The sequence below is a fragment of the Vibrio sp. 10N.247.311.13 genome (genome assembly GCF_041467595.1).
GTDB classification, from domain to species: domain Bacteria; phylum Pseudomonadota; class Gammaproteobacteria; order Enterobacterales; family Vibrionaceae; genus Vibrio; species Vibrio crassostreae_C.
Genome location: NZ_JBFSUX010000038.1, coordinates 22,260 through 44,842 on the forward strand (window position 1 = coordinate 22,260; position 22,583 = coordinate 44,842).

23 protein-coding genes are annotated in these 22,583 nt (G+C 46.1%); all 23 read left to right on the forward strand.

All coding sequences use genetic code 11. The features are described 5' to 3' along the window. The first annotated feature begins 1 nt into the window (after nt 1). Entirely contained in the window at nt 2-1,132 is a 1,131-nt protein-coding gene (gene flhB / locus AB6E52_RS15280) for a flagellar biosynthesis protein FlhB (protein ID WP_017064116.1), read from the forward strand. 210 nt (nt 1,133-1,342) lie between these two features. Beyond that, a complete protein-coding gene (flhA, locus tag AB6E52_RS15285; protein ID WP_102321171.1) occupies nt 1,343-3,442 on the forward strand; it encodes a flagellar biosynthesis protein FlhA in 2,100 nt (699 codons plus the stop codon). 27 nt (nt 3,443-3,469) lie between these two features. Then, nucleotides 3,470-5,032 (forward strand): flagellar biosynthesis protein FlhF, encoded by a 1,563-nt coding sequence (flhF, locus tag AB6E52_RS15290; RefSeq protein ID WP_029235190.1) that lies wholly within the window; start codon nt 3,470-3,472, stop codon nt 5,030-5,032. 13 nt (nt 5,033-5,045) lie between these two features. Beyond that, the gene (locus AB6E52_RS15295; protein ID WP_017060668.1) at nt 5,046-5,933 is read left to right on the forward strand and encodes a MinD/ParA family protein; all 888 of its coding nucleotides are present in this window, start codon (nt 5,046-5,048) and stop codon (nt 5,931-5,933) included. Beyond that, nucleotides 5,926-6,660 carry an RNA polymerase sigma factor FliA gene (locus AB6E52_RS15300; RefSeq protein WP_017060667.1) on the forward strand — a complete coding sequence of 245 codons (735 nt, stop codon included), beginning with the start codon at nt 5,926-5,928 and terminating at the stop codon, nt 6,658-6,660. The genes AB6E52_RS15295 and AB6E52_RS15300 overlap by 8 nt, the downstream gene beginning before the upstream one ends. Before the next feature lie 42 nt (nt 6,661-6,702). Further along, entirely contained in the window at nt 6,703-7,071 is a 369-nt protein-coding gene (cheY, locus tag AB6E52_RS15305) for a chemotaxis response regulator CheY (RefSeq protein ID WP_016767062.1), read from the forward strand. Between the two features lie 105 nt (nt 7,072-7,176). Then, complete coding sequence (locus tag AB6E52_RS15310) at nt 7,177-7,908, forward strand: protein phosphatase CheZ (protein ID WP_017064113.1); 732 nt, start codon at nt 7,177-7,179, stop codon at nt 7,906-7,908. A gap of 9 nt (nt 7,909-7,917) precedes the next feature. Further along, nucleotides 7,918-10,110, forward strand: coding sequence for a chemotaxis protein CheA (locus tag AB6E52_RS15315; RefSeq protein ID WP_102321170.1), 2,193 nt, complete (start codon nt 7,918-7,920; stop codon nt 10,108-10,110). Between the two features lie 13 nt (nt 10,111-10,123). Beyond that, nucleotides 10,124-11,248, forward strand: a complete 1,125-nt coding sequence (locus tag AB6E52_RS15320) for a chemotaxis response regulator protein-glutamate methylesterase (protein WP_102321169.1) — start codon at nt 10,124-10,126, stop codon at nt 11,246-11,248. A 10-nt stretch (nt 11,249-11,258) separates the two neighbouring features. Continuing rightward, a complete protein-coding gene (locus AB6E52_RS15325; protein ID WP_004736223.1) occupies nt 11,259-12,041 on the forward strand; it encodes a ParA family protein in 783 nt (260 codons plus the stop codon). Beyond that, nucleotides 12,028-13,155 carry a chemotaxis protein CheW gene (locus AB6E52_RS15330; RefSeq protein WP_372134494.1) on the forward strand — a complete coding sequence of 376 codons (1,128 nt, stop codon included), beginning with the start codon at nt 12,028-12,030 and terminating at the stop codon, nt 13,153-13,155. The genes AB6E52_RS15325 and AB6E52_RS15330 overlap by 14 nt, the downstream gene beginning before the upstream one ends. A gap of 74 nt (nt 13,156-13,229) precedes the next feature. Next, nucleotides 13,230-13,724: a chemotaxis protein CheW gene (locus tag AB6E52_RS15335; RefSeq protein WP_004736225.1), complete on the forward strand. Its 495-nt coding sequence runs from the start codon at nt 13,230-13,232 to the stop codon at nt 13,722-13,724. Beyond that, complete coding sequence (locus AB6E52_RS15340; RefSeq protein WP_102321167.1) at nt 13,724-14,236, forward strand: DUF2802 domain-containing protein; 513 nt, start codon at nt 13,724-13,726, stop codon at nt 14,234-14,236. The genes AB6E52_RS15335 and AB6E52_RS15340 overlap by 1 nt, the downstream gene beginning before the upstream one ends. Before the next feature lie 277 nt (nt 14,237-14,513). Then, nucleotides 14,514-15,131, forward strand: a complete 618-nt coding sequence (gene ccmA, locus AB6E52_RS15345; protein WP_017060659.1) for a cytochrome c biogenesis heme-transporting ATPase CcmA — start codon at nt 14,514-14,516, stop codon at nt 15,129-15,131. A 1-nt stretch (nt 15,132) separates the two neighbouring features. Beyond that, on the forward strand, nt 15,133-15,801 hold the full coding sequence (gene ccmB, locus AB6E52_RS15350; RefSeq protein WP_017060658.1) for a heme exporter protein CcmB: 669 nt from the start codon (nt 15,133-15,135) through the stop codon (nt 15,799-15,801). 148 nt (nt 15,802-15,949) lie between these two features. Continuing rightward, nucleotides 15,950-16,690, forward strand: a complete 741-nt coding sequence (locus AB6E52_RS15355) for a heme ABC transporter permease (RefSeq protein ID WP_017068974.1) — start codon at nt 15,950-15,952, stop codon at nt 16,688-16,690. A 14-nt stretch (nt 16,691-16,704) separates the two neighbouring features. Continuing rightward, nucleotides 16,705-16,911, forward strand: a complete 207-nt coding sequence (ccmD, locus tag AB6E52_RS15360) for a heme exporter protein CcmD (protein WP_017060656.1) — start codon at nt 16,705-16,707, stop codon at nt 16,909-16,911. Then, a complete protein-coding gene (ccmE, locus tag AB6E52_RS15365; RefSeq protein WP_017064106.1) occupies nt 16,908-17,390 on the forward strand; it encodes a cytochrome c maturation protein CcmE in 483 nt (160 codons plus the stop codon). Before ccmD ends, ccmE begins: the two co-directional genes overlap by 4 nt. After that, nucleotides 17,387-19,357, forward strand: a complete 1,971-nt coding sequence (locus tag AB6E52_RS15370; RefSeq protein ID WP_102321166.1) for a heme lyase CcmF/NrfE family subunit — start codon at nt 17,387-17,389, stop codon at nt 19,355-19,357. Before ccmE ends, AB6E52_RS15370 begins: the two co-directional genes overlap by 4 nt. Nucleotides 19,358-19,362: 5 nt before the next feature. Beyond that, on the forward strand, nt 19,363-19,914 hold the full coding sequence (locus AB6E52_RS15375; RefSeq protein ID WP_017060653.1) for a DsbE family thiol:disulfide interchange protein: 552 nt from the start codon (nt 19,363-19,365) through the stop codon (nt 19,912-19,914). Beyond that, nucleotides 19,911-20,402, forward strand: coding sequence for a cytochrome c-type biogenesis protein (locus AB6E52_RS15380; protein ID WP_102321165.1), 492 nt, complete (start codon nt 19,911-19,913; stop codon nt 20,400-20,402). The genes AB6E52_RS15375 and AB6E52_RS15380 overlap by 4 nt, the downstream gene beginning before the upstream one ends. Next, nucleotides 20,402-21,622 (forward strand): c-type cytochrome biogenesis protein CcmI, encoded by a 1,221-nt coding sequence (gene ccmI / locus AB6E52_RS15385; protein ID WP_102321164.1) that lies wholly within the window; start codon nt 20,402-20,404, stop codon nt 21,620-21,622. Before AB6E52_RS15380 ends, ccmI begins: the two co-directional genes overlap by 1 nt. Nucleotides 21,623-21,746: 124 nt before the next feature. Then, nucleotides 21,747-22,532, forward strand: a complete 786-nt coding sequence (locus AB6E52_RS15390; protein WP_017071951.1) for a VacJ family lipoprotein — start codon at nt 21,747-21,749, stop codon at nt 22,530-22,532. Nucleotides 22,533-22,583: the final 51 nt, after the last annotated feature.

Here is a 22,583-nt window from a genome sequence, read left to right on the forward strand (position 1 = left end):
AATGGCAGAGTCAGACGGTCAAGAACGCACAGAAGACGCCACGCCCAAACGCTTGCAACAGGCCAAAGAGAAAGGGCAGGTTGCAAGGTCAAAAGAGCTAGCGTCAGCATCGGTATTAATTGTCGGTGCGATTGCTTTAATGTGGTTTGGCGAATCGATGGCGAAGGCTTTGTTCGAGGCGATGCAACGCCTGTTCTCTTTGAGTCGCGACGAGATCTTTGACACTAACAAACTCCTAGAAATCGCTGGTGGTGCACTGGTGAACCTGCTGTTCCCGCTGTTTTTGATACTGATAACTTTGTTTGTTGCTGCCGTCATCGGCGCTGCGGGTGTCGGTGGGATTAACTTCTCAATGCAAGCGGCGATGCCAAAGGCGTCTAAGCTCAACCCACTCAGTGGTATCAAGCGTATGTTTGGCCTGCAAAGTTGGGTTGAACTGCTCAAGTCTATTCTTAAAGTAGCGCTCGTATCGGGGATGGCGATTTATCTGATTCAAGCCTCTCAGCATGATTTAATGCAGCTGAGTATGGATGTGTACCCGCAGAACATCTTTCATGCCTTGGATATCTTGCTCAATTTCATCCTGTTGATCAGCTGCTCACTGCTGATTGTGGTGGCGATTGATATCCCGTTCCAGATCTGGCAACACGCCGATCAATTGAAGATGACCAAACAAGAAGTCAAAGACGAATTCAAAGACACCGAGGGTAAGCCTGAGGTGAAAGGTCGAATTCGCATGTTGCAAAGGGAGGCGGCTCAGCGTCGTATGATGGCCGATGTGCCGCAAGCGGACGTGATAGTCACCAACCCAGAGCACTTCTCAGTGGCGCTGCGCTACAAGCAGAATCAAGACAAAGCACCAATTGTGGTTGCTAAAGGTGTCGACCACATGGCGATGAAGATCCGAGAGATTGCGCGTGAAAATGACATCTATATCGTTCCAGCGCCGCCATTGGCGAGGGCGCTTTATCATACCACTGAGCTAGAACAACAAATTCCTGACGGTCTGTTTACAGCAGTTGCACAAGTGCTTGCATATGTTTTCCAGCTTAAACAGTACCGAAAACGAGGTGGTGAGCGACCAAAGCTGCAAGATTCTAATATGCCGATCCCACCTGATTTACGTCATTAGATCAATTGCTTGAGCTCTGCGTGATGAACCCTGATAATAGCGAGCTAGCTAATCTTCCTTTTATAGAGGTGATGGCGATAATTTGACGTGAGATGTTGGTACAGTGTTTGCTGTAGTAGCCTGAACATTATAAGCCCATAGCAAACAGCCCTGACTAAGACCTAATCCACTTGTTCAGAGAGCTACAACATAGCGAAACTGTCTAGATTTATGAAATTCTCCCTGCCTTTTGTGGACAAGCTACCTAAAATCCCTAACCGTGCCATGCCTGCGATTGGTGCACCTATTATGGTACTTGCAACGCTTGCTATGGTGGTGTTGCCCATTCCAGCTTTCTTGTTGGATATGTTCTTCACCTTCAACATTGCACTGTCTATGGTTGTGCTACTGGTCTCGGTATATACCCGCAGGCCTTTAGACTTCGCTGCATTCCCGACCGTCCTGCTGATTGCGACTCTACTTCGATTGGCCTTGAACGTTGCTTCGACACGTGTGGTATTGCTCCATGGTCACGAAGGTGGCGACGCGGCAGGTAACGTGATTGAAGCCTTCGGTAACGTGGTTATCGGTGGTAACTATGCGGTAGGTCTAGTGGTGTTCTTGATTCTTATGATCATCAACTTCATGGTTGTAACCAAAGGTGCGGGTCGTATCTCGGAAGTAAGCGCGCGTTTCACGTTAGACGCCTTACCGGGTAAACAGATGGCAATCGATGCCGACTTGAACGCAGGTTTGATCGACCAAGACCAAGCGCGTCTGAGACGTTTTGAAGTCACCAAAGAAGCTGACTTCTACGGTTCGATGGACGGTGCTTCTAAGTTTGTTAAAGGCGATGCGATCGCTGGTATCTTAATCTTATTCATCAACATCATTGGTGGCTTGAGCATTGGTATGGCTCAGTTTGATCTTGGTTTTGGTGAAGCAATCGAAATCTACACGCTACTGACTATCGGTGATGGTCTGGTTGCACAAATTCCATCTCTATTACTGTCTATTGCAGCTGCTATGATGGTAACGCGCCAAAATACTGATGAAGATATGGGTGAGCAACTTGTCTTCCAGATGTTCGACAATCCAAAAGCCTTGATGATCACCGCCGCCATCCTTGGCATCATGGGTATTGTTCCGGGTATGCCACATTTCTCGTTCTTGAGCCTTGCCATCGTTGCAGGCGCGGGGGCGTATTACATCGATAAAAAGAACAAGAAGAAGGCGGAAGAGCCTAACCTTCCGGCGACAGTTGAAGCGAATGGAGAAGTAGGCTCTCAGAAGGAGCTCTCTTGGGATGATGTTCAACCTGTCGATATTATTGGTTTAGAAGTGGGTTACCGTTTAATTCCTTTGGTTGATAGAGACCAAGGTGGTGAATTGCTTGAACGCGTTAAAGGTGTGCGTAAAAAGCTGTCTCAAGACTTTGGTTTCTTGATCCCAGCGGTACACATTCGCGATAACCTAGAACTGACACCAAACAGCTACCGTATTACCCTGATGGGTGTTGCTGTGGGTGAAGCTGAGATTAAGCCAGACATGGAGCTCGCGATTAACCCGGGCCAAGTCTATGGCATGATCGATGGCGAGCCGACGATTGACCCTGCCTTTGGCCTTGAAGCGGTTTGGATTCGTGAAGAGCAGCGTGAACACGCACAAGCTCTAGGTTATACCGTTGTAGATTCTTCTACAGTACTGGCGACACACCTTAGCCAGCTGCTAACCAACAACGCATCGCAGCTCATTGGCCACGAAGAAGTTCAGAACTTACTTGAGATGCTCAGCCGCTCAACACCTAAGCTGGTGGAAGGTTTTGTACCGGATCAATTGCAGTTGGGTGTGGTTGTGAAAGTGCTACAGAACCTGCTGAATGAAGCGATTCCAATTCGTGACATTCGAACCATAGTCCAAACTTTGTCGGAGTATTCAGGTAAGAGTCAAGAACCTGACATACTTACTGCGGCGGTTCGCATCTCATTGAAACGATTAATTGTTCAGGAAATCAATGGTATAGATCCCGAGTTACCAGTGATAACCTTGATTCCTGAGCTGGAACAAATCTTGCATCAAACCATGCAGGCATCCGGCGGAGAATCTGCTGGTATTGAACCTGGTTTAGCCGAACGTTTACAGACCTCTCTCAGCCACGCTACACAAGAGCAAGAGCTGAAAGGTGAGCCCGCGGTACTATTGACCTCTGGCGTGTTGCGTTCGACTCTGGCTAAGTTCGTGAAGAACACGATCCCAAGCTTGCGAGTCTTGTCTTACCAAGAAATACCGGACGAAAAGCAGATACGTATAGTACAAGCTGTTGGTAATTAAGTCGCCTAATTAGAACGGACAATCGAATTGAAAATTAAACGATTTTTTGCAAAAGATATGCGAACGGCTCTGCTCCAAGTTAAAGAAGAACTTGGTTCAGAAGCGGTGATCATGTCTAACAAAAAGGTCGCAGGTGGCGTGGAAATTGTTGCCGCTATTGATGGCGAATCCAGCCCGTCGACAGCGAGCCAGAGATTAAATAAACCTCAGCAGCCTGCACAAAGCCAATATACGCAAATGGCCGCGCCCGCAGCTCCTGCTGGGCGACGTCAACTAGACGATGACAAGGTTAGCCTACAGTCGAATGTTGAAGGTGGACGCTCAATGACTAAGCGCTTTGCGAATATGCTTAAGCAATACAGTCATGGCGCCGATGATGAGCCACAGCATCGTGCAGAAAATGAAGATTCATTGTCAGCATTGCTCAATCGCCAATCAAGCACGGGCCATAAGCCTCATAGTCATCAGACTCAAAGCAATTTGCAGTCTCATGGCCATCAGCAATCTCACGGTAACCAACAGTCTCACGGAAATCTTGATTCTGCATTTGCTCGTGAAACGGGTTTGTCTAAGTTGATTGCTGAAGACCGCAGAGTAGAGCGCCCGACACCTCGCTTGGATCCTACCCGTTATGATCGTGGTCGAGAGAACACTCAGTCCAAAGGTTCTGATACTGAAATGGAAACGATGCGCGAAGAGATGACCTCAATTCGTCGTCTGTTAGAGCATCAAGTTTCTGGGTTGATGTGGCAAGAAGTTGAGCGCCGTGAACCACTGAGAGCCATGCTTATTAAGCGCCTTGAACGTATGGGTGTATCTGCAGAGCTTGCCGATCAAATGGCTTGCTACATTCCTGAAGATACTAAACCTGCACGTGCATGGAAGGCTCTGTTAGCTCTGGTTGCTGACCAAATCTCCGTTACACAAAAAGATATTTTAAAACGCGGCGGTATTGTGGCTCTACTTGGCCCAACCGGCGTGGGTAAAACAACGACTGTTGCAAAGCTAGCTGCACGTGCTGCCATGGAATATGGCGCTGATAACGTCGCACTAGTGACAACTGACACATATCGTATAGGTGCACATGAGCAGTTATCGATCTACGGCCGAATTATGGGTTGTCCTGTAAGAGTTGCTAAAGATTCTAGCGAACTGGCCGATGTAATATATCAGTTACGTAATCGTCGCCTGATTCTGGTCGATACTGCAGGCATGGGACAACGAGATGTTCGCCTATCTGAGCAGTTAGACACATTGATGCAAGAGAGTGGTTCCGTTATCAATAGCTACCTTGTGTTGCCTGCAACCGCGCAACGCAAAGTGCTGCAAGAAACAATTGAACACTTTAGAAGAATCCCGTTGTCGGGATGCATCATGACTAAGCTGGATGAATCCCTAAGTCTAGGTGAATTCATCAGTGTCGTAATACAAAATGCATTACCAGTTGCTTACATAGCAAATGGTCAACGAGTTCCTGAAGATATCGTTATAGCTCAGCCAAAGTACATGATTGCTAAGGCTAATGAGCTATTAGAAAAATCTACAGAGAATGAACCTCATTACTGGAATAGCGATTCTGAAGGGCTCTAGGCGGCGGATAAATATGAATGAAAATATGATACATGACCAAGCTAGCGGCCTCCGTCGCTTAACCAAGCCTTCACTCACAAAAGTTATCGCTGTAACCGGTGGTAAGGGAGGCGTTGGTAAATCTAATGTGACGTTAGGTATGGCTATTTGCATGGCGCGCCAAGGCAAAAAAGTCATGGTGCTAGATGCCGATTTAGGACTAGCGAACGTCGATATCATGCTAGGTATTCGTTCTAAACGAAACCTTGGGCATGTGTTGGCTGGCGAATGTGAACTTAAGGATGCGATTGTCGAAGGGCCGCACGGAATTAAAATTATTCCAGCGACATCGGGCACTCAAAGCATGACTGAACTATCACACGCACAGCATGCTGGTTTGATTCGCGCATTCGGTTCGCTTGAAGACGAGATGGATATCTTGTTGGTTGATACCGCAGCCGGTATTTCGGACATGGTGATCAGCTTCTCAAGAGCGGCGCAAGACGTGGTTGTCGTGGTATGTGATGAACCTACCTCGATCACGGATGCATATGCTTTGATTAAGCTTTTAAGCAGAGAACACCAAGTTCAGCGATTCAAAGTTGTTGCAAATATGGTCAGAAGCTACCGCGAAGGCCGAGAATTATTTGCAAAGTTGACTTTGGTCACAGAGCGCTTCTTGAATGTGAGCCTCGAACTCGTAGCATGTATTCCTTTAGATGATAAAGTACGTCAATCAGTCAAGAGACAGAAAATCGTAGTCGATGCGTTTCCTCGCTCTCCAGCTGCATTGGCAATCAGCTCTTTGGCTAACAAAGCCTTGACCTGGCCAATACCAAAAACACCGAGCGGACACTTGGAGTTCTTTGTTGAAAGGCTGCTGAATCGTACTGAATTTATAGAGGAACCATTTGGTGAATAAAGCGCTTACTTACGACCAACACGCTAATCACAATAGCCAACAGGCTTTTTTTGAGAAGTACTCTGTGTTGGTTAAACGTATCGCTCATCACTTGTTGGGGCGATTACCGCCTAATGTATTGGTTGATGACTTAATTCAAGCTGGCATGATCGGCTTGATTGAAGCGCAACAAAACTATGATGGTACCAAAGGCGCAAGCTTTGAGACGTATGCTGGTATTCGGATTCGCGGGGCAATGTTGGATGACATTCGCCGTGGGGACTGGGTGCCGAGATCGGTTCATAAGAACAATCGAGAAATCAGCAGTGCAATTGCGGAATTAGAGGGTATCCTCAACCGCGACCCGAGTGATGCCGAAGTGGCAAAACACATGGGGCTCAGTTTAGAGCAGTATCACAGTGCTTTAACTGACATTAATTGCTCAAGACTGGTTGGAATTGAAGATTTAGGCGTCTCAGATGATGTAATATCTCCGAATGAAGACTCTCAAGATAATACGCCTTTTCAAGGGGTTGCTGATGAGTCATTCCGCCAAGCTTTGATCGATTCGATAAAACAACTTCCGGAAAGGGAAGGCCTTGTGCTTTCGCTTTATTACGACGAAGAGCTCAATTTAAAAGAGATTGGGGAAGTGTTAGGTGTCAGCGAATCTCGTGTCAGCCAAATACTGAGCCAATCTATGCAGCGTTTACGCACTAAGTTAAGTGCTTGGACACAGAACGACTAACAACACTGATCCTATTCAGTGGAGGCTAATTTGAACAAAAACATGAAAATTCTCATTGTTGATGATTTTTCAACGATGCGCCGAATTGTTAAAAACCTACTTCGCGATTTAGGTTTCAACAACACTCAAGAAGCAGATGATGGCTTGACCGCGTTACCTATGCTGAAAAAAGGCGAATTTGATTTCGTGGTAACTGACTGGAACATGCCAGGCATGCAAGGGATTGACCTGCTTAAACACATTCGCGCAGACGCAGAACTTAAGCACCTTCCAGTGCTTATGATCACAGCTGAAGCGAAGCGTGAGCAGATCATCGAAGCTGCGCAAGCGGGTGTTAATGGTTACATTGTGAAGCCTTTCACTGCCGCAACGCTGAAAGAGAAACTTGATAAGATTTTTGATCGCTTATAAGCATCAATAAATTTAGGCACTTCTAGGTAAACACTGACTGATAAGTTATCTGTTTATCTCGATAGCCTAAGCGCACAAAGTATGCGGAGTAAGGCCGAATTCAGGATGATTTCATTAGAACAAGCAAAAAAATTAGTAGAGCTGCTTGAGAACGATGAGCAGCAAAATGCTGATTCTCTTGTGAGAAGCATTTATGAAGATAACTTTAGTCTTCAAGACAATCCAATGCTTCAAGAAATAGGAAGTCTGACACGCGACCTCCACGACTCTTTGACTCAATTCAATTTCGATGAACGCATCAGCGTTATCGCAAATGACGAAATCCCTGATGCAAGGGATCGCCTTCAGTATGTCATTGATAAAACGGAAGTTGCGGCAAATAAGACGATGGACGCTGTCGATCGCTGTATGCCAATCGCAGACAACCTACACGAGTGTTTACTTCAAGTAAGGCCTCAATGGAATGAACTGATGCATGGCCGCATTGAGCTGGCACAATTTAAAGCTTTATGTCACCGCATTGATGGATTGCTTGTCCAAGTAGAAGGCGACAGTACTGAACTACGCGGACAATTGACTGAAATCTTGATGGCTCAGGATTTCCAAGATTTAACTGGGCAGATAATCAGCAAAGTTATTACCTTGGTGAATGAGGTGGAAGGACGTTTGGTCGAGATTCTCACGGTATTCGGTGCGAATCAAAAAGAGCCAACTCCAGAGTCAGAGAAGAAAGCATCGATTGCGCCTGAAGGTCCAATTATGAACCCAGAAGAGCGCGAAGACGCTGTCGCATCTCAAGATGAAGTCGACGATTTGTTATCCAGTCTTGGATTTTAAAGGTAACGTATGAGCTACGATTTAGACGAAGATATTCTTCAGGACTTTTTAGTCGAAGCAGGAGAGATCCTTGAACTCCTATCAGAACAACTGGTAGAGCTTGAGAATAACCCTGACGACAAAGACCTATTAAATGCTATTTTCCGTGGTTTCCATACAGTAAAAGGTGGTGCTGGTTTCCTAGCATTAACTGAGCTGGTGGATACTTGTCATGGTGCTGAGAATGTGTTCGACATTCTGCGAAACGGCCAACGCAGCGTAACATCAGGTTTGATGGATACCATGCTGCAGGCGCTAGATACAGTCAATGTACAGTTTCGCGCCGTGCAAGATCAGGAACCTTTAGTGCCAGCCGACCAATCTTTATTGGATGAACTTCACCGTCTCTGTAAACCAGAGTCTGCGGATGAAGTGGCACCAGTAAAAGCGCCTGCACCTATTATCCCTGAACCTGTTGTTGCAGCGCCTGAGCCTGTTATTGCTCCGGAACCTACTGCTGAAAGCTCAAACATCAATGCATCTTCAGTCGATGATATCTCTGAAGATGAGTTTGAACGCTTGCTTGATGAGCTTCACGGTAAAGGTGGTTCACCAACAGCGCCTTCTGCACCAACACCGCCGCCAGCACCCGCTGCACCTCAGTCTGTTGCTGACAGTGGTGATATTACTGATGACGAATTTGAAAAGTTATTAGATGAATTGCACGGTGCGGGTAAGAGCCCGACAGCGGCAAGTTCAACGCCTCCTCCACCGCCAACGCCGCCAGCAGCACCTGTTTCGGCGATGTCTGAAGGCGATGATCTGATGACTGACGAAGAGTTCGAGAAGTTACTTGACCAACTACATGGCTCAGGTAATGGACCTTCGATTGAAGAATTGGATGCCGCGACTAAGCCAGCAGAAGTTAAGGCAGTAGCACCTCAAGCTGCGCCTAAACCTGCTGCGCCAGTTGCCGTTAAAGCTGAGCCCAAACCGAGCGCTCCAGCAAAAGCTGAAGTTAAAGTGCCGGCTAAGAAGCAACAAGCTGAAGCGACAGTTCGTGTTGATACATCAACACTGGACACCATCATGAACATGGTGGGTGAACTGGTATTGGTGCGTAACCGACTAGTCAGCCTAGGCCTCAACAGCAACGACGAAGAAATGTCGAAAGCTGTCTCTAACTTAGATGTTGTTACTGCAGACCTTCAAGGTGCGGTAATGAAGACTCGTATGCAGCCGATCAAGAAAGTATTTGGTCGCTTCCCACGAGTTGTCCGTGACCTTGCTCGTAGCTTGAAGAAAGACATCGTTCTTGAAATGCGTGGCGAAGAAACGGACCTTGATAAAAACTTAGTAGAAGCACTTGCTGATCCCCTGATTCACTTGGTGAGAAACTCTGTCGATCATGGTATTGAAATGCCAAACGACCGTATTGCTGCGGGTAAATCACAAACGGGTAAAGTGATTCTGTCTGCCTCTCAAGAAGGTGACCACATTGAACTGGCTATCGTTGATGACGGTGGCGGTATGGACCCTGATAAGCTTCGTGCTATCGCGGTTAAACGTGGCCTGATGGATGAAGATGCAGCGTCTCGTTTATCGAATAAAGAGTGTTTCAACCTGATTTTTGCTCCTGGCTTCTCAAGCAAAGAGCAGATCTCGGATATCTCTGGTCGTGGTGTGGGTATGGACGTTGTGAAAACAGCGATCAACACACTGAACGGCTCTATTGATATTGATTCAGAAATGGGACAGGGCACCAAGATCACCATCAAGGTTCCACTAACCCTAGCGATTCTACCAACCTTGATGGTCGGTGTTGCAGGTCACCCATTTGCATTGCCATTGGCATCGGTTAACGAGATTTTCCACCTAGATTTAAGCCGCACAAACGTGGTTGATGGTCAGCTGACGATCATCGTTCGCGATAAGTCTATTCCGTTGTTCTACTTGCAAAACTGGCTTGCACCTAAAGCGGGTATTGTTGAACTGCGCAAAGGACACGGCCATGTTGTTATCGTGCAACTTGGTAGCCAACGTGTTGGTTTTGTTGTCGATACGCTGATCGGTCAAGAAGAAGTAGTCATCAAGCCGCTTGATAAGCTTCTGCAAGGCACGCCAGGAATGGCAGGCGCGACAATTACAAGTGACGGACACATTGCATTGATTCTAGATGTGCCGGACTTGTTGAAGCAGTACGCAGCAGCGTCAAGAATTTAATTTAAGGATAAATATGGCGATTAAAGTATTAGTCGTTGATGATTCGAGTTTTTTTCGTCGTCGCGTTAGCGAGATCATCAACTCAGAGGCTCGCCTAGAAGTCATTGATGTTGCAGTAAACGGTAAAGAAGCCGTTGAAAAAGCGAAACAGCTAAGACCTGACGTAATCACGATGGATATTGAAATGCCTGTCATGGACGGTATCACTGCCGTTCGTGAAATCATGGCCGCGTCTCCAACGCCTATTTTGATGTTTTCATCGTTAACGCATGATGGAGCGAGAGCAACGTTAGATGCGTTAGATGCAGGTGCTCTCGACTTCCTTCCTAAGAAGTTTGAAGACATTGCACGTAACCGCGACGATGCAGTTGCATTGCTTCAACAGCGTGTGATTCAGATTGCAGCGAAGCGTGCATTTATGCGTCGTGCTCCTATTGCGCCGAGAGCGACTGCGACGACTTCAACATCTACGCTATTGCGCCAGCCGATTTCAACAGCAGCTTCGACTTCGACAGCGAAGCCTGCGGTTGCATCAACGGCGAAATTCAGAGCGTCAGGTAAGAAGTATCAATTAACAGCCATTGGTACTTCGACTGGCGGCCCTGTTGCTCTACAGAAGATTTTGACTCGCATCCCTGCACACTACCCACATCCAATTGTGTTAGTTCAGCATATGCCAGCAACATTCACAGCGGCTTTTGCTAGTCGCTTGAACACCTTGTGTAAGATTGAAGTTCGCGAAGCGCAAGACGGTGATGTGTTAAAACCTGGCGTGGCGTATCTTGCTCCAGGTGGTAAACAGATGATGGTTGATGGCCGCGCAGGGTCTGCACGTCTAAGAATTATCGATGGCGGCGACCGCATGAACTACAAGCCTTGTGTGGATGTCACATTCGGCTCTGCAGCGAAGATCTACGGCGACAAAGTGTTGTCTATGATACTGACCGGTATGGGCGCAGATGGTCGAGAAGGTTCGCGTATGTTGAAAACTGCGGGCTCGACGATTTGGGCACAAGACGAAGATAGTTGTGTTGTATATGGTATGCCTCAAGCTGTAGCAAAAGCTGGCATTTCTACTGAAGACCTCCCTCTAGACCGCATCGCGGAAAGGATCTTGGTTGAAGTTGGGTTAGCTTAGGTAAATCGAAATGATTGTTTGGAGTGTTGCAAACCAAAAAGGTGGTGTTGGTAAAACGACCTCGACCGTGACCCTAGCAGGTTTACTTGCGTTGAAGGGGCACCGTGTTCTGTTGGTTGATACTGACCCGCATGCATCACTAACCACCTATCTGGGTTACGACTCAGATACGGTGGAATCGAGTCTGTTTGATCTATTTCAGTTGCGTGAGTTTAGCGCGCCGACAGTAAGACCTTTGATTTTACAAACGGAAGTCGAAGGTATCGATATTATTCCCGCGCACATGTCTTTGGCAACATTAGACCGTGTGATGGGAAATCGAAGCGGTATGGGGTTGATCTTGAAGCGTGCTTTGGCCGCTTTGAAAGACGACTATGACTATGTGCTTATCGATTGTCCGCCGATTTTGGGCGTGATGATGGTCAACGCATTGGCTGCCAGTGACCGTATTTTGATTCCGGTACAGACTGAGTTTTTGGCAATGAAGGGCTTAGAGCGCATGATTCGCACTTTGGCTATCATGCAGAAGTCTCGCAAAACACCGTTTAAGGTGACGATTGTCCCGACGATGTACGACAAGCGAACTAAAGCATCACTGCAAACATTAACTCAGCTAAAAGAAGATTATCCAAATCAAGTTTGGACATCCGCTGTGCCGATAGACACTAAGTTTCGAGATGCTAGCCTAAAGCGCTTACCAGCATCTCATTTTGCATCGGGTAGTCGTGGTGTATTTGCTTACAAGCAGCTGCTTATTTATCTCGAAAGGCTGGCGATAAATGAGCGCGAATAAAGAATCAACAATGGCGCGATCAAGTTTATCAAGTGAACAAGCACTTGATGATTACTTTACTGCGCTGTTAGGTGATGAAATGCTGGATTCTGACGAATTTTTTGTTGACGAGACCAGCGATGAGTCATCATCTGCAGAGCCAGAGCCAGAGCCAGAGCCAGAGCCAGAGCCAGAGCCAGAGCCCAAATATTCGAGTTACTCGACCTATGCCGAGTTGCGAGAAGCTGAATTTGAAGTGCCCAATCTGGAAGATGTTCAAAAATTACTGAGCCGCTTAGAAGCGACGAACGTGGTTGATGAACTGAACCTTGATGAATTAATGGATCAGAACACGCAGAAAATTGCTCAGCAAGCAGACATGCAAATATTTGATGCTGCGGTGGAATCCGTTCAGCTTTCTGTAGAGCCTGAGATTCAAGATTGGAACCTCCCAGAGTCAGATTCATCAATGGTTGTTGATCGACCTGTTGAACGACCAATTGAGCAGCAAGCTGAGTCACCAATAGCTGAAGAGTCTCCAATAGCTGAAGAGTCGCACGTTGAAGCTCAGCAAGACGGAACTCACACTGAAGAGTCAGAAATTGAATCTATCAGTGAGCCCGAGGTTGAGCTTGAAACTCAATCTGGCGGTATTGAGCGGTTTACCTCTTGGGAAACTACGGCTCGAACAGAAGATTTTCAGGTACTGTATTTTGACGTCAACGGGGTAACATTTGCTGTTCCTCTTGATGAGCTTGGTGGTATTCATCGCCTTGAAGAGCTAAGCCATTTGATTGGTAAGCCTGCTTGGTATTTAGGTTTGCAAACAAATCGAGATAGTCAGTTAGATGTGGTCGACACCGCAAAGTGGGTGATGCCTGAGAAACTAACGAATGATGAATACAAAGAAAACTATCAATATATAGTGATGCTGGGCGAAAGCTTATGGGGGCTTGCGGGTACTGAACTTAAAGGTACCGAGCTTCTTAATACAGATAAAGTTCGTTGGCGAGAAATGGCAGGTAAACGCCCATGGCTCGCTGGTATGGTAAAAGAAAAAATGTGTGCTTTGATTCATGTTGAAGCATTGATCGCCATGCTAAACGCAGGGCTAGATGTAAAAGCATTAAGCTAGTAATAAGCATTAGGCTAACAATAAACGCATCAAGTTAATAATAGTGGTCGGTAACGACGGCAAGAGGATTAAATATGTCTCATATGAGTGAAATTGAAGTAAGAAAAGACCCAACCAATGATGAAGTACTTCAATGGGTGACATTCCAGCTAGAAGAAGAAACTTACGGCATTAATGTCATGCAGGTACGTGAAGTACTTCGCTACAGTGAAATTGCTCCAGTACCGGGTGCTCCAGATTACGTTCTAGGTATTATTAACCTGCGTGGTAACGTTGTTACTGTTATCGACACTCGTTCTCGCTTTGGTTTGATGCAAGGTGAAATCACAGACAACACTCGTATCATCGTTATTGAATCTGAGCGTCAAGTCATTGGCATTCTAGTAGACAGCGTTGCTGAAGTGGTTTACCTACGTTCTTCTGAAATCGACACTACTCCAAGTGTTGGTACTGATGAAAGTGCTAAGTTCATCCAAGGTGTAAGTAACCGTGATGGCAAGCTGCTTATCTTAGTAGATCTAAACAAACTACTAAGCGAAGACGAATGGGATGAGATGGCTCACCTGTAATGTTTGAAGCGCTTCCTTTAAGCCCTGTTGCTCTGATTACCGGAGTCGGGGTTTTTACGTTATTCATCGTGATTTTGATTAGCAAAGTAAAACGTGCGATTAAAAAACAGCTCGATCAGTCACGCCTGCAAGTTCGTAACTTGGACAAAGAGCTTCAAAAATCGAGCAAGCAATTGCTTGAGGTTCGCTCTGTCGTGGTTGGCCTTGGTCAGAAAGTGACGGAACAGCAAGATCTAATAAAGCACTTGAATGAACGCATTGTAGAGCTGGAACATGTTGATACCGATGGGCGCTTGTACACGCGTGCAACGAAAATGGTTCAGCTTGGCGCTGGGATTAACGAGTTAATTGAAGAATGTGAATTACCCAAAGCAGAAGCTGAGCTGATGATGTCTCTGCAGAACAAGCTTGCTGGTAAAGAGAAAATTCCTTCATTACGAAGCGACCCTTCATCGTACGATCAGCAACCCGATGCCTCTCGCGATCGCAGAGACCCGCCTCGACGTCGTTAAATTGAGCGCTTAATTCGTATTGAGCAATTGATGTTTATTACGTATCCCTCTTAAAAGAAGCTTCGGCTTCTTTTTTATGCCTGTCCGATCTATATAGAACGATGTTTATAAGTGCTTGTATCTACGACAATATCTTGTTTGTTGATGAAAATGTGTAAATTGTGATGAGGTGGTAACAGTTTCTTACCGACTTTGTTCTATCGAAAACGCCTAGTCCTGTTTTGTCACCATGTTGGTGTGCTACTATAGCGCTCTCATTACTCGACTAAATTTACCTATGCTAGAAGTCTCAAATTTAACTGCTATTCGTGACGACAGGATTCTGTTTGAATCGTTGTCTTTTCAATTGAAACCAGGTGAGCTGGTTCAAGTTGAAGGTCGTAACGGTACCGGGAAAACGACACTCCTTAGGATTATTACTGGCTTAGGCGATCGCGATGACGGCACTATCTCTTGGGACGGTGAGTCTATTGAATCGAGTCGAGATGTTTATCATCAAAATTTACTTTTTCTTGGTCACCAAACAGGCGTAAAGCGCGAGCTTAGTGCTTATGAGAATCTGAGCTTTTATCAGTCGATTCACAGTGGCGGTACCAGCAAAGAAGAGCTTTATCACGCGCTGGCTCAAGTCGGGCTTGCGGGCAGAGAAGACGTACCTGCGGGGCAACTTTCAGCAGGCCAACAACGCCGAGTTGCGTTGGCTCGCCTTTGGTTGAGCAAGCAAATGTTGTGGATTCTTGATGAGCCGCTGACTGCCATTGATAAGCAGGGCGTGAAAGTTCTCGAATCTCTTTTTTCTCAGCATGCAGACAACGGTGGCATTGTGTTGTTAACCACACACCAAGATATGTTTGCTGATAGCCCGAAACTAAGAAAAATAAAGTTGGGTGAGTAATATGATCTCTTCAATGACCACGATTATCCGACGCGAACTGCTTATCGCGTTTCGACGTCAAGCGGATATCTTTAACCCTTTGTGGTTCTTCATCATTGTTATCACGCTTTTCCCTTTGAGTATTGGCCCAGAGCCAAACCTACTTGCGCGTATTGCTGCGGGTATTGTTTGGGTGGCCGCTTTGCTCTCTGCATTGCTCTCTTTAGAGCGTCTTTTCCGTGATGATTTTCAAGATGGCGCCCTTGAACAGATGATGCTGATGCCAATCCCGTTGCAGTTGGTAGTATTGTCCAAAGTCATAGCACACTGGTTGTTGACCGGGTTACCATTGATTTTAATCAGCCCATTATTGGCTGTTTTGTTGTCTTTAGATTTTGATACATGGCTCTCAGTTGTGTTGACCTTGCTGGTAGGAACACCCGCATTGAGTTTTATTGGTGCGATTGGTGTTGCGTTAACCGTTGGGTTACAGAAGGGCGGAGTCCTGTTAAGCCTGTTAATCTTGCCGCTTTACATCCCCATTTTAATCTTCGCGACGTCAGCAATTGACGCTGCGGCTTTGGGCGTTGCATACAACGGTCAATTGGCGGTGCTTGGGGCAATGTTAATGGGTGCGATGACTATGACGCCTTTTGCGATCAGTGCCGCACTTAGAGTAAGTGTGAACTGATTGGGGTTCCGTTATCGTATAGCCAATGTGAACCAAATGTGTCGATTGGACTCATAGAGTCAATAAAACTGAAAGCAAGACAAATAAAATTATTATAATTATAGCTTTAATAGCTGTAAGCAATATGAAGTAAGAGTGAGATTACAACATGTGGAAATGGCTCCATCCCTATGCCAAAGCAGAAACCTCTTATCAGCTTGCTGGTAAACTTTTGCCATGGTTTTCGATCCTAGCGCTATTGTGTCTATCCGTCGGTACCGTGTGGGGGCTTGCATTTGCGCCTTCTGATTACCAACAAGGCGATAGCTTCCGTATCATCTACATCCATGTTCCGTCTGCAATCTGGTCGATGGGCGTTTACATGTCGATGGCGATTGCTGCCTTTATCGGTTTGGTATGGCAGGTAAGGCTATCAGACATGGCCGCACTGGCGATGGCACCGATTGGCGCTGTGTTTACCTTCATTGCGTTACTAACTGGCGCAGTTTGGGGTAAACCAATGTGGGGTGCTTGGTGGGTTTGGGATGCGCGTTTAACCTCAGAGCTGATTCTTCTATTCCTATACTTGGGTGTGATTGCACTACACCACGCTTTTGACGACCAAAAAACAGCAGCGAAAGCGGCAGGCATTTTGGCTATCGTTGGTGTCATCAACCTACCTATCATTCACTTTTCAGTAGAGTGGTGGAATACACTTCATCAAGGCGCGACCATTACTAAGTTCGCAAAACCTTCGATCTCAAGTGACATGCTATGGCCGCTTCTTCTTAACATCTTCGGCTTCGCTTTCTTCTTTGGCGCTTTAACCATGATTCGTTTCCGTAACGAAATCATCAGTAAAGAAAGTCACCGTCCATGGGTTCGCAAGCTTGCGGCTGAAAAAGCGTAGTAGGGTAGGTAATTATGTATTTTGAATCTTTGAGTGATTTCTTAGCCATGGGAGGTTATGCCTCGTATGTCTGGAGTGCATTTGGAATCACATTCCTCGCGATGATCATTTTACTGGTCGTAAGCGTTCGTCGTGGTAAGCAATTACTAAATGAAGTACAAGCTAAGATTGATCGTCAAGCTCGTATCGATGCAGCAAAAAATATGGAGAACACTCTATGAACCCAAGACGTAAAAAGAGGCTGGGCATTGTCTTAGCGATCTTTTTTGGTATCAGTGCGACTGTTGGATTGATGGTTTACGCACTTAACCAGAACATGGATCTGTTCTACACACCAACTGAGCTGGTCAACGGCAAAGATGGTAAGAAACCTGAAGTTGGTCAACGCCTACGTATTGGTGGCATGGTCGTAGTCGGCTCTGTAAGCCGTGACAATGAATCACTACGTGTAAGCTTTGATTTGCAAGATGTAGGCCCTAAAGTAACAATTCTATACGATGGCATCCTTCCTGATCTTTTCCGTGAAGGCCAAGGTATTGTTGCTCAGGGTGTTCTTAAAAATGCAACGACAATCGAAGCGTTTGAGGTGTTGGCAAAGCACGATGAAGAGTACATGCCTTCTGAAGTTGCGGAAGCAATGAAGAAAACCCATGAGCCTTTGCAATACACGACTGAACAAAAAGAAGGAAATGCTCAATGATAGCCGAGATCGGCCATTTTGCGATGATCCTGTCCTTGGGACTTGCATTGCTGCTAAGCGTGCTCCCACTGTATGGAGCCGCTCGAAATAACACATTATTGATGAACAGCGCACGACCGTTGTCGTGGGGTATGTTCGGATTCTTAGCGATTTCGTTCTTTATCCTGTGTTACGCGTTCTACACCAATGATTTTACGATTCAATACGTAGCAAGTAACTCGAATAGCCAACTGCCTTGGTACTACCGAATTACGGCGGTTTGGGGCGCTCACGAAGGTTCATTACTGCTTTGGGTTCTTATCCAAGCGGGTTGGACGGTTGCTGTAGCGACGTTTAGTCGTGGTATGCCTCAAGAGTCTGTGGCTCGCGTACTGGCTATCATGGGTTTGATTACTGTCGGCTTCTTGCTGTTCATTATCGTAACGTCTAACCCGTTCCTACGTACATTGCCTTTCTTCCCTGTAGATGGCCGTGACTTGAACCCACTACTGCAAGACCCGGGTTTGATTATTCACCCGCCAATGCTTTACATGGGTTATGTAGGTTTCTCTGTTGCGTTCTCTTTTGCAATCGCTTCTCTAATGAGTGGTCGTCTTGATACGGCATGGGCTCGTTGGTCGCGTCCTTGGACAATCGCAGCTTGGTTATTCCTAACGGTAGGTATCGCACTAGGTTCATGGTGGGCTTACTACGAACTTGGCTGGGGTGGCTGGTGGTTCTGGGATCCAGTAGAAAACGCTTCATTCATGCCTTGGTTGGCTGGTACTGCTCTAATGCACTCACTAGCGGTAACTGAGAAGCGTGGCACATTTAAAGCTTGGACAGTACTGCTGGCTATCTCTGCATTCTCGCTAAGCTTACTAGGGACATTCTTAGTTCGTTCGGGCATCTTGGTATCGGTTCACGCATTCGCGTCGGATCCTGCTCGTGGTATGTTTATTCTAGGTTTCCTAGTCTTTGTTATCGGTGGTTCACTGCTGTTGTTTGCTATTAAAGGCGCATCGGTTCGTGTTCGCGGTAACTTCGATCTGGTTTCTCGTGAAAACGCACTGCTTGGTAACAACATCTTATTGATTGCAGCGCTTGTCGTTGTATTAGTCGGTACGCTACTGCCATTAGTTCACAAACAGTTAGGCTTGGGCTCGGTATCTATCGGTGCACCATTCTTTGACATGTTGTTCTTTTGGTTAATGATCCCGTTCTCGTTCCTGCTTGGTATCGGTCCTCTGATCCGCTGGAAACGTGACAACCTATCTAAGCTTGTTAAACCAATTCTGATTTCAGGTGCATTCTCACTTGGCTTGAGTGCGCTAATGGTTGCTCTATTGGCCGACCGCTTCAGTGGTACTGCGTTTGCTGGTTGGGTAATGGCGTTCTGGATTATCTTCATGCACGGCTTTGAGTTGCATGAACGTGCGACTCACCGTCACACATTCCTGAAAGGTCTAACTAAGCTACCTCGAAGCCACTGGGCAATGATGTGTGGTCACATTGGTTTAGCCGTGACAGTGATTGGTATCGCGATGGTGCAAAACTACAGCATCGAACGTGATGTGCGTCTGGCGCCAGGTGAAAGCTACCAGCTTGAAGAATACAGCTTCCTGTTTACAGGGGTTCGTGACAAAGATGGTCCTAACTACGATGGTTACATTGCTGACTTTGAAATTACTAAAGAAGGCAAATACATCAACACGCTCCACGCTGAAAAACGTTTCTACACCACAGCTAAGTCTATGATGACAGAAGCAGCGATTGACCGTGGCGTAACGCGCGACCTTTACATTGCAATGGGTGAACGTTTAGACGACAACAAATCTTGGGCTGTACGTATCTACTACAAACCATTTGTACGTTGGATCTGGGCTGGTTCTTTGATCATGTCGATTGGTGGCGCTATTGCTATCAGTGACCGTCGTTACCGTTTCCGTAAGCCAACAAAAAAGTCGGCTGAAGAGCAGGAGGCTTAATTCGAATGAACAAGAAGATTTTATTCATTCCATTGATTGCGTTCATGGTTCTAGCTGGAATCTTTGCAACGCAATTAATGCGCAACCAGTCGGGTGATGACCCGACTAAGCTTGAATCAGTATTGATTGGTAAGCCTGTTCCTGAGTTCGGTCTAGAAGACTTAGAACAACCAGGTAAGTTTCATGATCAAGCGATCTTTAAAGGTGAGCCACTGCTTCTTAACGTGTGGGCGACTTGGTGTCCTACTTGTTATGCAGAGCACTCTTACCTGAACAAGCTTGCGGATCAAGGTGTTAAGATCATTGGTCTTAACTACAAAGATGATCGCAACAAAGCGGTTGGTTGGTTAAAAGAACTGGGTAACCCTTACTTAATCAGCCTGTTTGATGGCAATGGCATGCTAGGTCTTGACCTCGGCGTGTATGGCGCGCCTGAAACTTTCCTAATTGATGCTAACGGCGTGGTTCGCTACCGCCATGTTGGTGACGTGAACCCAACCAACTGGGCATCGACGCTTGAGCCGATGTATCAAGAGTTGCTGGAGGAATCGAAATGATTAGAAAGGCACTGATTGCTCTATTCGCTACGTTCGCAATTTCAGCGACAGTTTCTGCTGCGCCTATCGAGTTCCATGAATTTGAAACCGTGGATCAAGAACAGCAGTTTAAAGAGTTGAGTAATACGCTGCGTTGTCCTAAATGTCAGAACAACACGATTGGTGATTCGAATGCTGAGCTAGCGGTCGACTTACGCCAAAAAGTGTACGAGATGACAAAAGACGGCAAGTCGAAGCAAGATATCATTGATTACATGATTGCTCGCTACGGTAACTTTGTGACTTACAATCCACCACTGACACTAGCTACATCGATCCTTTGGATTGGTCCGTTTGCGGTGGTTGTGTTTGGATTTGGTTTGATTATTTTACGAAGCAGAAAGTCAAAATCAAAAGCAGCAGTAGAGTCGGATAAAGACTGGGATGCAGACAAAGAAGCTCGCTTAAAAGCGTTACTCGATGAAGAGAACGACGGAGATAAGAAGTAATGACTCTATTTTGGATTTCTACCATTATCCTTTCGCTAGCGGCAATTTTATTAATTGTTCTGCCTTTCATTAACAAGAAGGCAAACAATGACGAAATGCTTCGCGACGAGTTGAACAAAGCATTCTATAAAGACCGTCTTGTCGAGTTAGAAGTAGAAGCAGAAGAAGGTCTTGTTGATAACCAACAAGAACTGATCGCTGATTTGAAACAGTCTCTGCTTGATGATGTTCCTGCACAAGAAGAGATGAAGAAGACTCAAATCTCTACGCTTGGTGTGGTTGTGCCGTCGATCATTCTTGTCGTCGTTGTGACTTATGGTATGTACTTTAAGTTCGGTGCATTGGACAAAGTTCAGCACTGGCAAGAAGTGAGCTCGAACCTTCCTGAATTGTCTAAAAAGCTAATGTCATCGGAAGGTGGTGCACTAACGGATGATGAACTGGAAGATTTGACTCTAGCGCTTCGTACTCGTCTGCATTACCAACCAAAAGATTCAACAGGTTGGTTACTACTCGGTCGTATTGCACTGGCTAACCGTGATGCTGAAACAGCAAAAGATTCTATGGAGCGAGCTTACAAGCTTGAACCTAAGAATGAAGATGTTCAGTTAGGTTTCGCACAAGCACTGATGCTTTCACCTGATGAAGCGGATCAAAACCAAGCTCGTTTGATTTTGAGCCGTTTGATTCAAAACGATTACGTCGACCTTCGTGTGTTCTCACTGCTAGCGTTCGATGCATTTGAGCGTCAAGACTACCCGGGTGCTGTGAAGTACTGGAGCATCATGCAACAGATGATTGGTTCACAAGACAGTCGCTATGAAATGCTTTCGCGCAGTATTGAAAGTGCTCAGAAGAAAATGGGTGACACTATGGGTGTCGACCAAGGCAAGACTGTTGCTGTAACGCTCGATCTATCTGCAGACGTGAATGCTGACCCTAACTCAGTGTTAATTGTGTCAGTACACAGAGCGGATGGTTCTCCAATGCCTATCGCAGCCGCTCGTTACCCACTAGGGACTTTCCCTCGTACTGTTGTGCTAGATGACGGCAACAGCATGCTGGAAGGACAAAAGCTGTCTAGCCTTGAAACTCTGATGGTTAGAGCTAGGCTTGATACAGACGGCAACGTTTCAACTCGCGAAGGTGATTGGTACGGTGAAAGTGAAGTGGTTGAATTGGGCGCTCCAGTTACCATTGATATCAATAAGCAATATTAATCATCACTTTGCATAGGTGTTATCTATTCCGATTTGCAGATAAACGGTATAGACTTAGCCAAACAATTGAGGCCAGCGATTGCTGGCCTTTTTTATTATTTGAATTCCTTATGGAAAAGGTGATATGTCTGTCAGTGTTTTAAGACTCTCGAGTTTACTTTTTATCGCAAGCTTAACGGTTGGGTGTTCAAGCGCGCCGGACGAAAGTGTTGACGATGATAACCTCGAAACCTCTGAATACGTCGAAGAGTCCCACTCCAATGATCCTTTTGAAGGTTTCAACCGAGCGATGTGGGATATCAACTACGAATATCTAGATCCTTACTTAGTTCGCCCTGTTTCCCTCGCTTATGTTGACTACACCCCTGTGCCAGTGCGTTCTGGTATCTCCAATTTCCTAGCCAACTTAGACGAACCATCAAGCATGGTGAATAACCTTATTATGGGCAATGGTGAAAAAGCACTCGACCATTTCAATCGTTTTTGGATTAACTCAACGATTGGTTTGTTAGGCTTAATCGATATTGCTAGCGAAGCTGGGATCACCAAGTACGATGATAAGTCGTTCTCTGATGCGATTGGTCATTACGGGGTAGGAAATGGTCCGTACTTCATGGTGCCGGGTTATGGTCCACTAACAACTCGAGAAGTGACTGAAACCGTCGATGGTATGTATGTGCCTCTGTCGTTCTTGAATTTCTGGGCTAGCTTAGGCAAGTGGGCATTTGAAGGCATGGAAACACGTGCTCAGTTAGTATCACAAGAAGCGCTGTTGGATAGCTCTCCTGATCCATATGCATTAACGCGTGATGTTTACATTCAACGTCGTGATTTCAAAGCCGAGATTGAACCTGAAGAGGTCGACCTTGAAGAAGAAGATTTCATCGATGGTTATCTAGAAGATTACTAGGGCGTGTTGATCTTTGCTGTACATTTCGCGTTCAACAATACATCGGTAGCC

Bases quoted from the DNA above. Each gene is read 5' to 3' on its own strand.
- flhB (WP_017064116.1), top strand. From the start codon at position 2: ATGGCAGAGTCAGACGGTCAAGAACGCACAGAAGACGCCACGCCCAAA.
- flhA (WP_102321171.1), top strand. From the start codon at position 1,343: ATGAAATTCTCCCTGCCTTTTGTGGACAAGCTACCTAAAATCCCTAAC.
- AB6E52_RS15295 (WP_017060668.1), top strand. From the start codon at position 5,046: ATGAATGAAAATATGATACATGACCAAGCTAGCGGCCTCCGTCGCTTA.
- cheY (WP_016767062.1), top strand. From the start codon at position 6,703: ATGAAAATTCTCATTGTTGATGATTTTTCAACGATGCGCCGAATTGTT.
- AB6E52_RS15310 (WP_017064113.1), top strand. From the start codon at position 7,177: ATGATTTCATTAGAACAAGCAAAAAAATTAGTAGAGCTGCTTGAGAAC.
- AB6E52_RS15315 (WP_102321170.1), top strand. From the start codon at position 7,918: ATGAGCTACGATTTAGACGAAGATATTCTTCAGGACTTTTTAGTCGAA.
- AB6E52_RS15320 (WP_102321169.1), top strand. From the start codon at position 10,124: ATGGCGATTAAAGTATTAGTCGTTGATGATTCGAGTTTTTTTCGTCGT.
- AB6E52_RS15325 (WP_004736223.1), top strand. From the start codon at position 11,259: ATGATTGTTTGGAGTGTTGCAAACCAAAAAGGTGGTGTTGGTAAAACG.
- AB6E52_RS15330 (WP_372134494.1), top strand. From the start codon at position 12,028: ATGAGCGCGAATAAAGAATCAACAATGGCGCGATCAAGTTTATCAAGT.
- AB6E52_RS15335 (WP_004736225.1), top strand. From the start codon at position 13,230: ATGTCTCATATGAGTGAAATTGAAGTAAGAAAAGACCCAACCAATGAT.
- AB6E52_RS15340 (WP_102321167.1), top strand. From the start codon at position 13,724: ATGTTTGAAGCGCTTCCTTTAAGCCCTGTTGCTCTGATTACCGGAGTC.
- ccmA (WP_017060659.1), top strand. From the start codon at position 14,514: ATGCTAGAAGTCTCAAATTTAACTGCTATTCGTGACGACAGGATTCTG.
- ccmB (WP_017060658.1), top strand. From the start codon at position 15,133: ATGATCTCTTCAATGACCACGATTATCCGACGCGAACTGCTTATCGCG.
- AB6E52_RS15355 (WP_017068974.1), top strand. From the start codon at position 15,950: ATGTGGAAATGGCTCCATCCCTATGCCAAAGCAGAAACCTCTTATCAG.
- ccmD (WP_017060656.1), top strand. From the start codon at position 16,705: ATGTATTTTGAATCTTTGAGTGATTTCTTAGCCATGGGAGGTTATGCC.
- ccmE (WP_017064106.1), top strand. From the start codon at position 16,908: ATGAACCCAAGACGTAAAAAGAGGCTGGGCATTGTCTTAGCGATCTTT.
- AB6E52_RS15370 (WP_102321166.1), top strand. From the start codon at position 17,387: ATGATAGCCGAGATCGGCCATTTTGCGATGATCCTGTCCTTGGGACTT.
- AB6E52_RS15375 (WP_017060653.1), top strand. From the start codon at position 19,363: ATGAACAAGAAGATTTTATTCATTCCATTGATTGCGTTCATGGTTCTA.
- AB6E52_RS15380 (WP_102321165.1), top strand. From the start codon at position 19,911: ATGATTAGAAAGGCACTGATTGCTCTATTCGCTACGTTCGCAATTTCA.
- ccmI (WP_102321164.1), top strand. From the start codon at position 20,402: ATGACTCTATTTTGGATTTCTACCATTATCCTTTCGCTAGCGGCAATT.
- AB6E52_RS15390 (WP_017071951.1), top strand. From the start codon at position 21,747: ATGTCTGTCAGTGTTTTAAGACTCTCGAGTTTACTTTTTATCGCAAGC.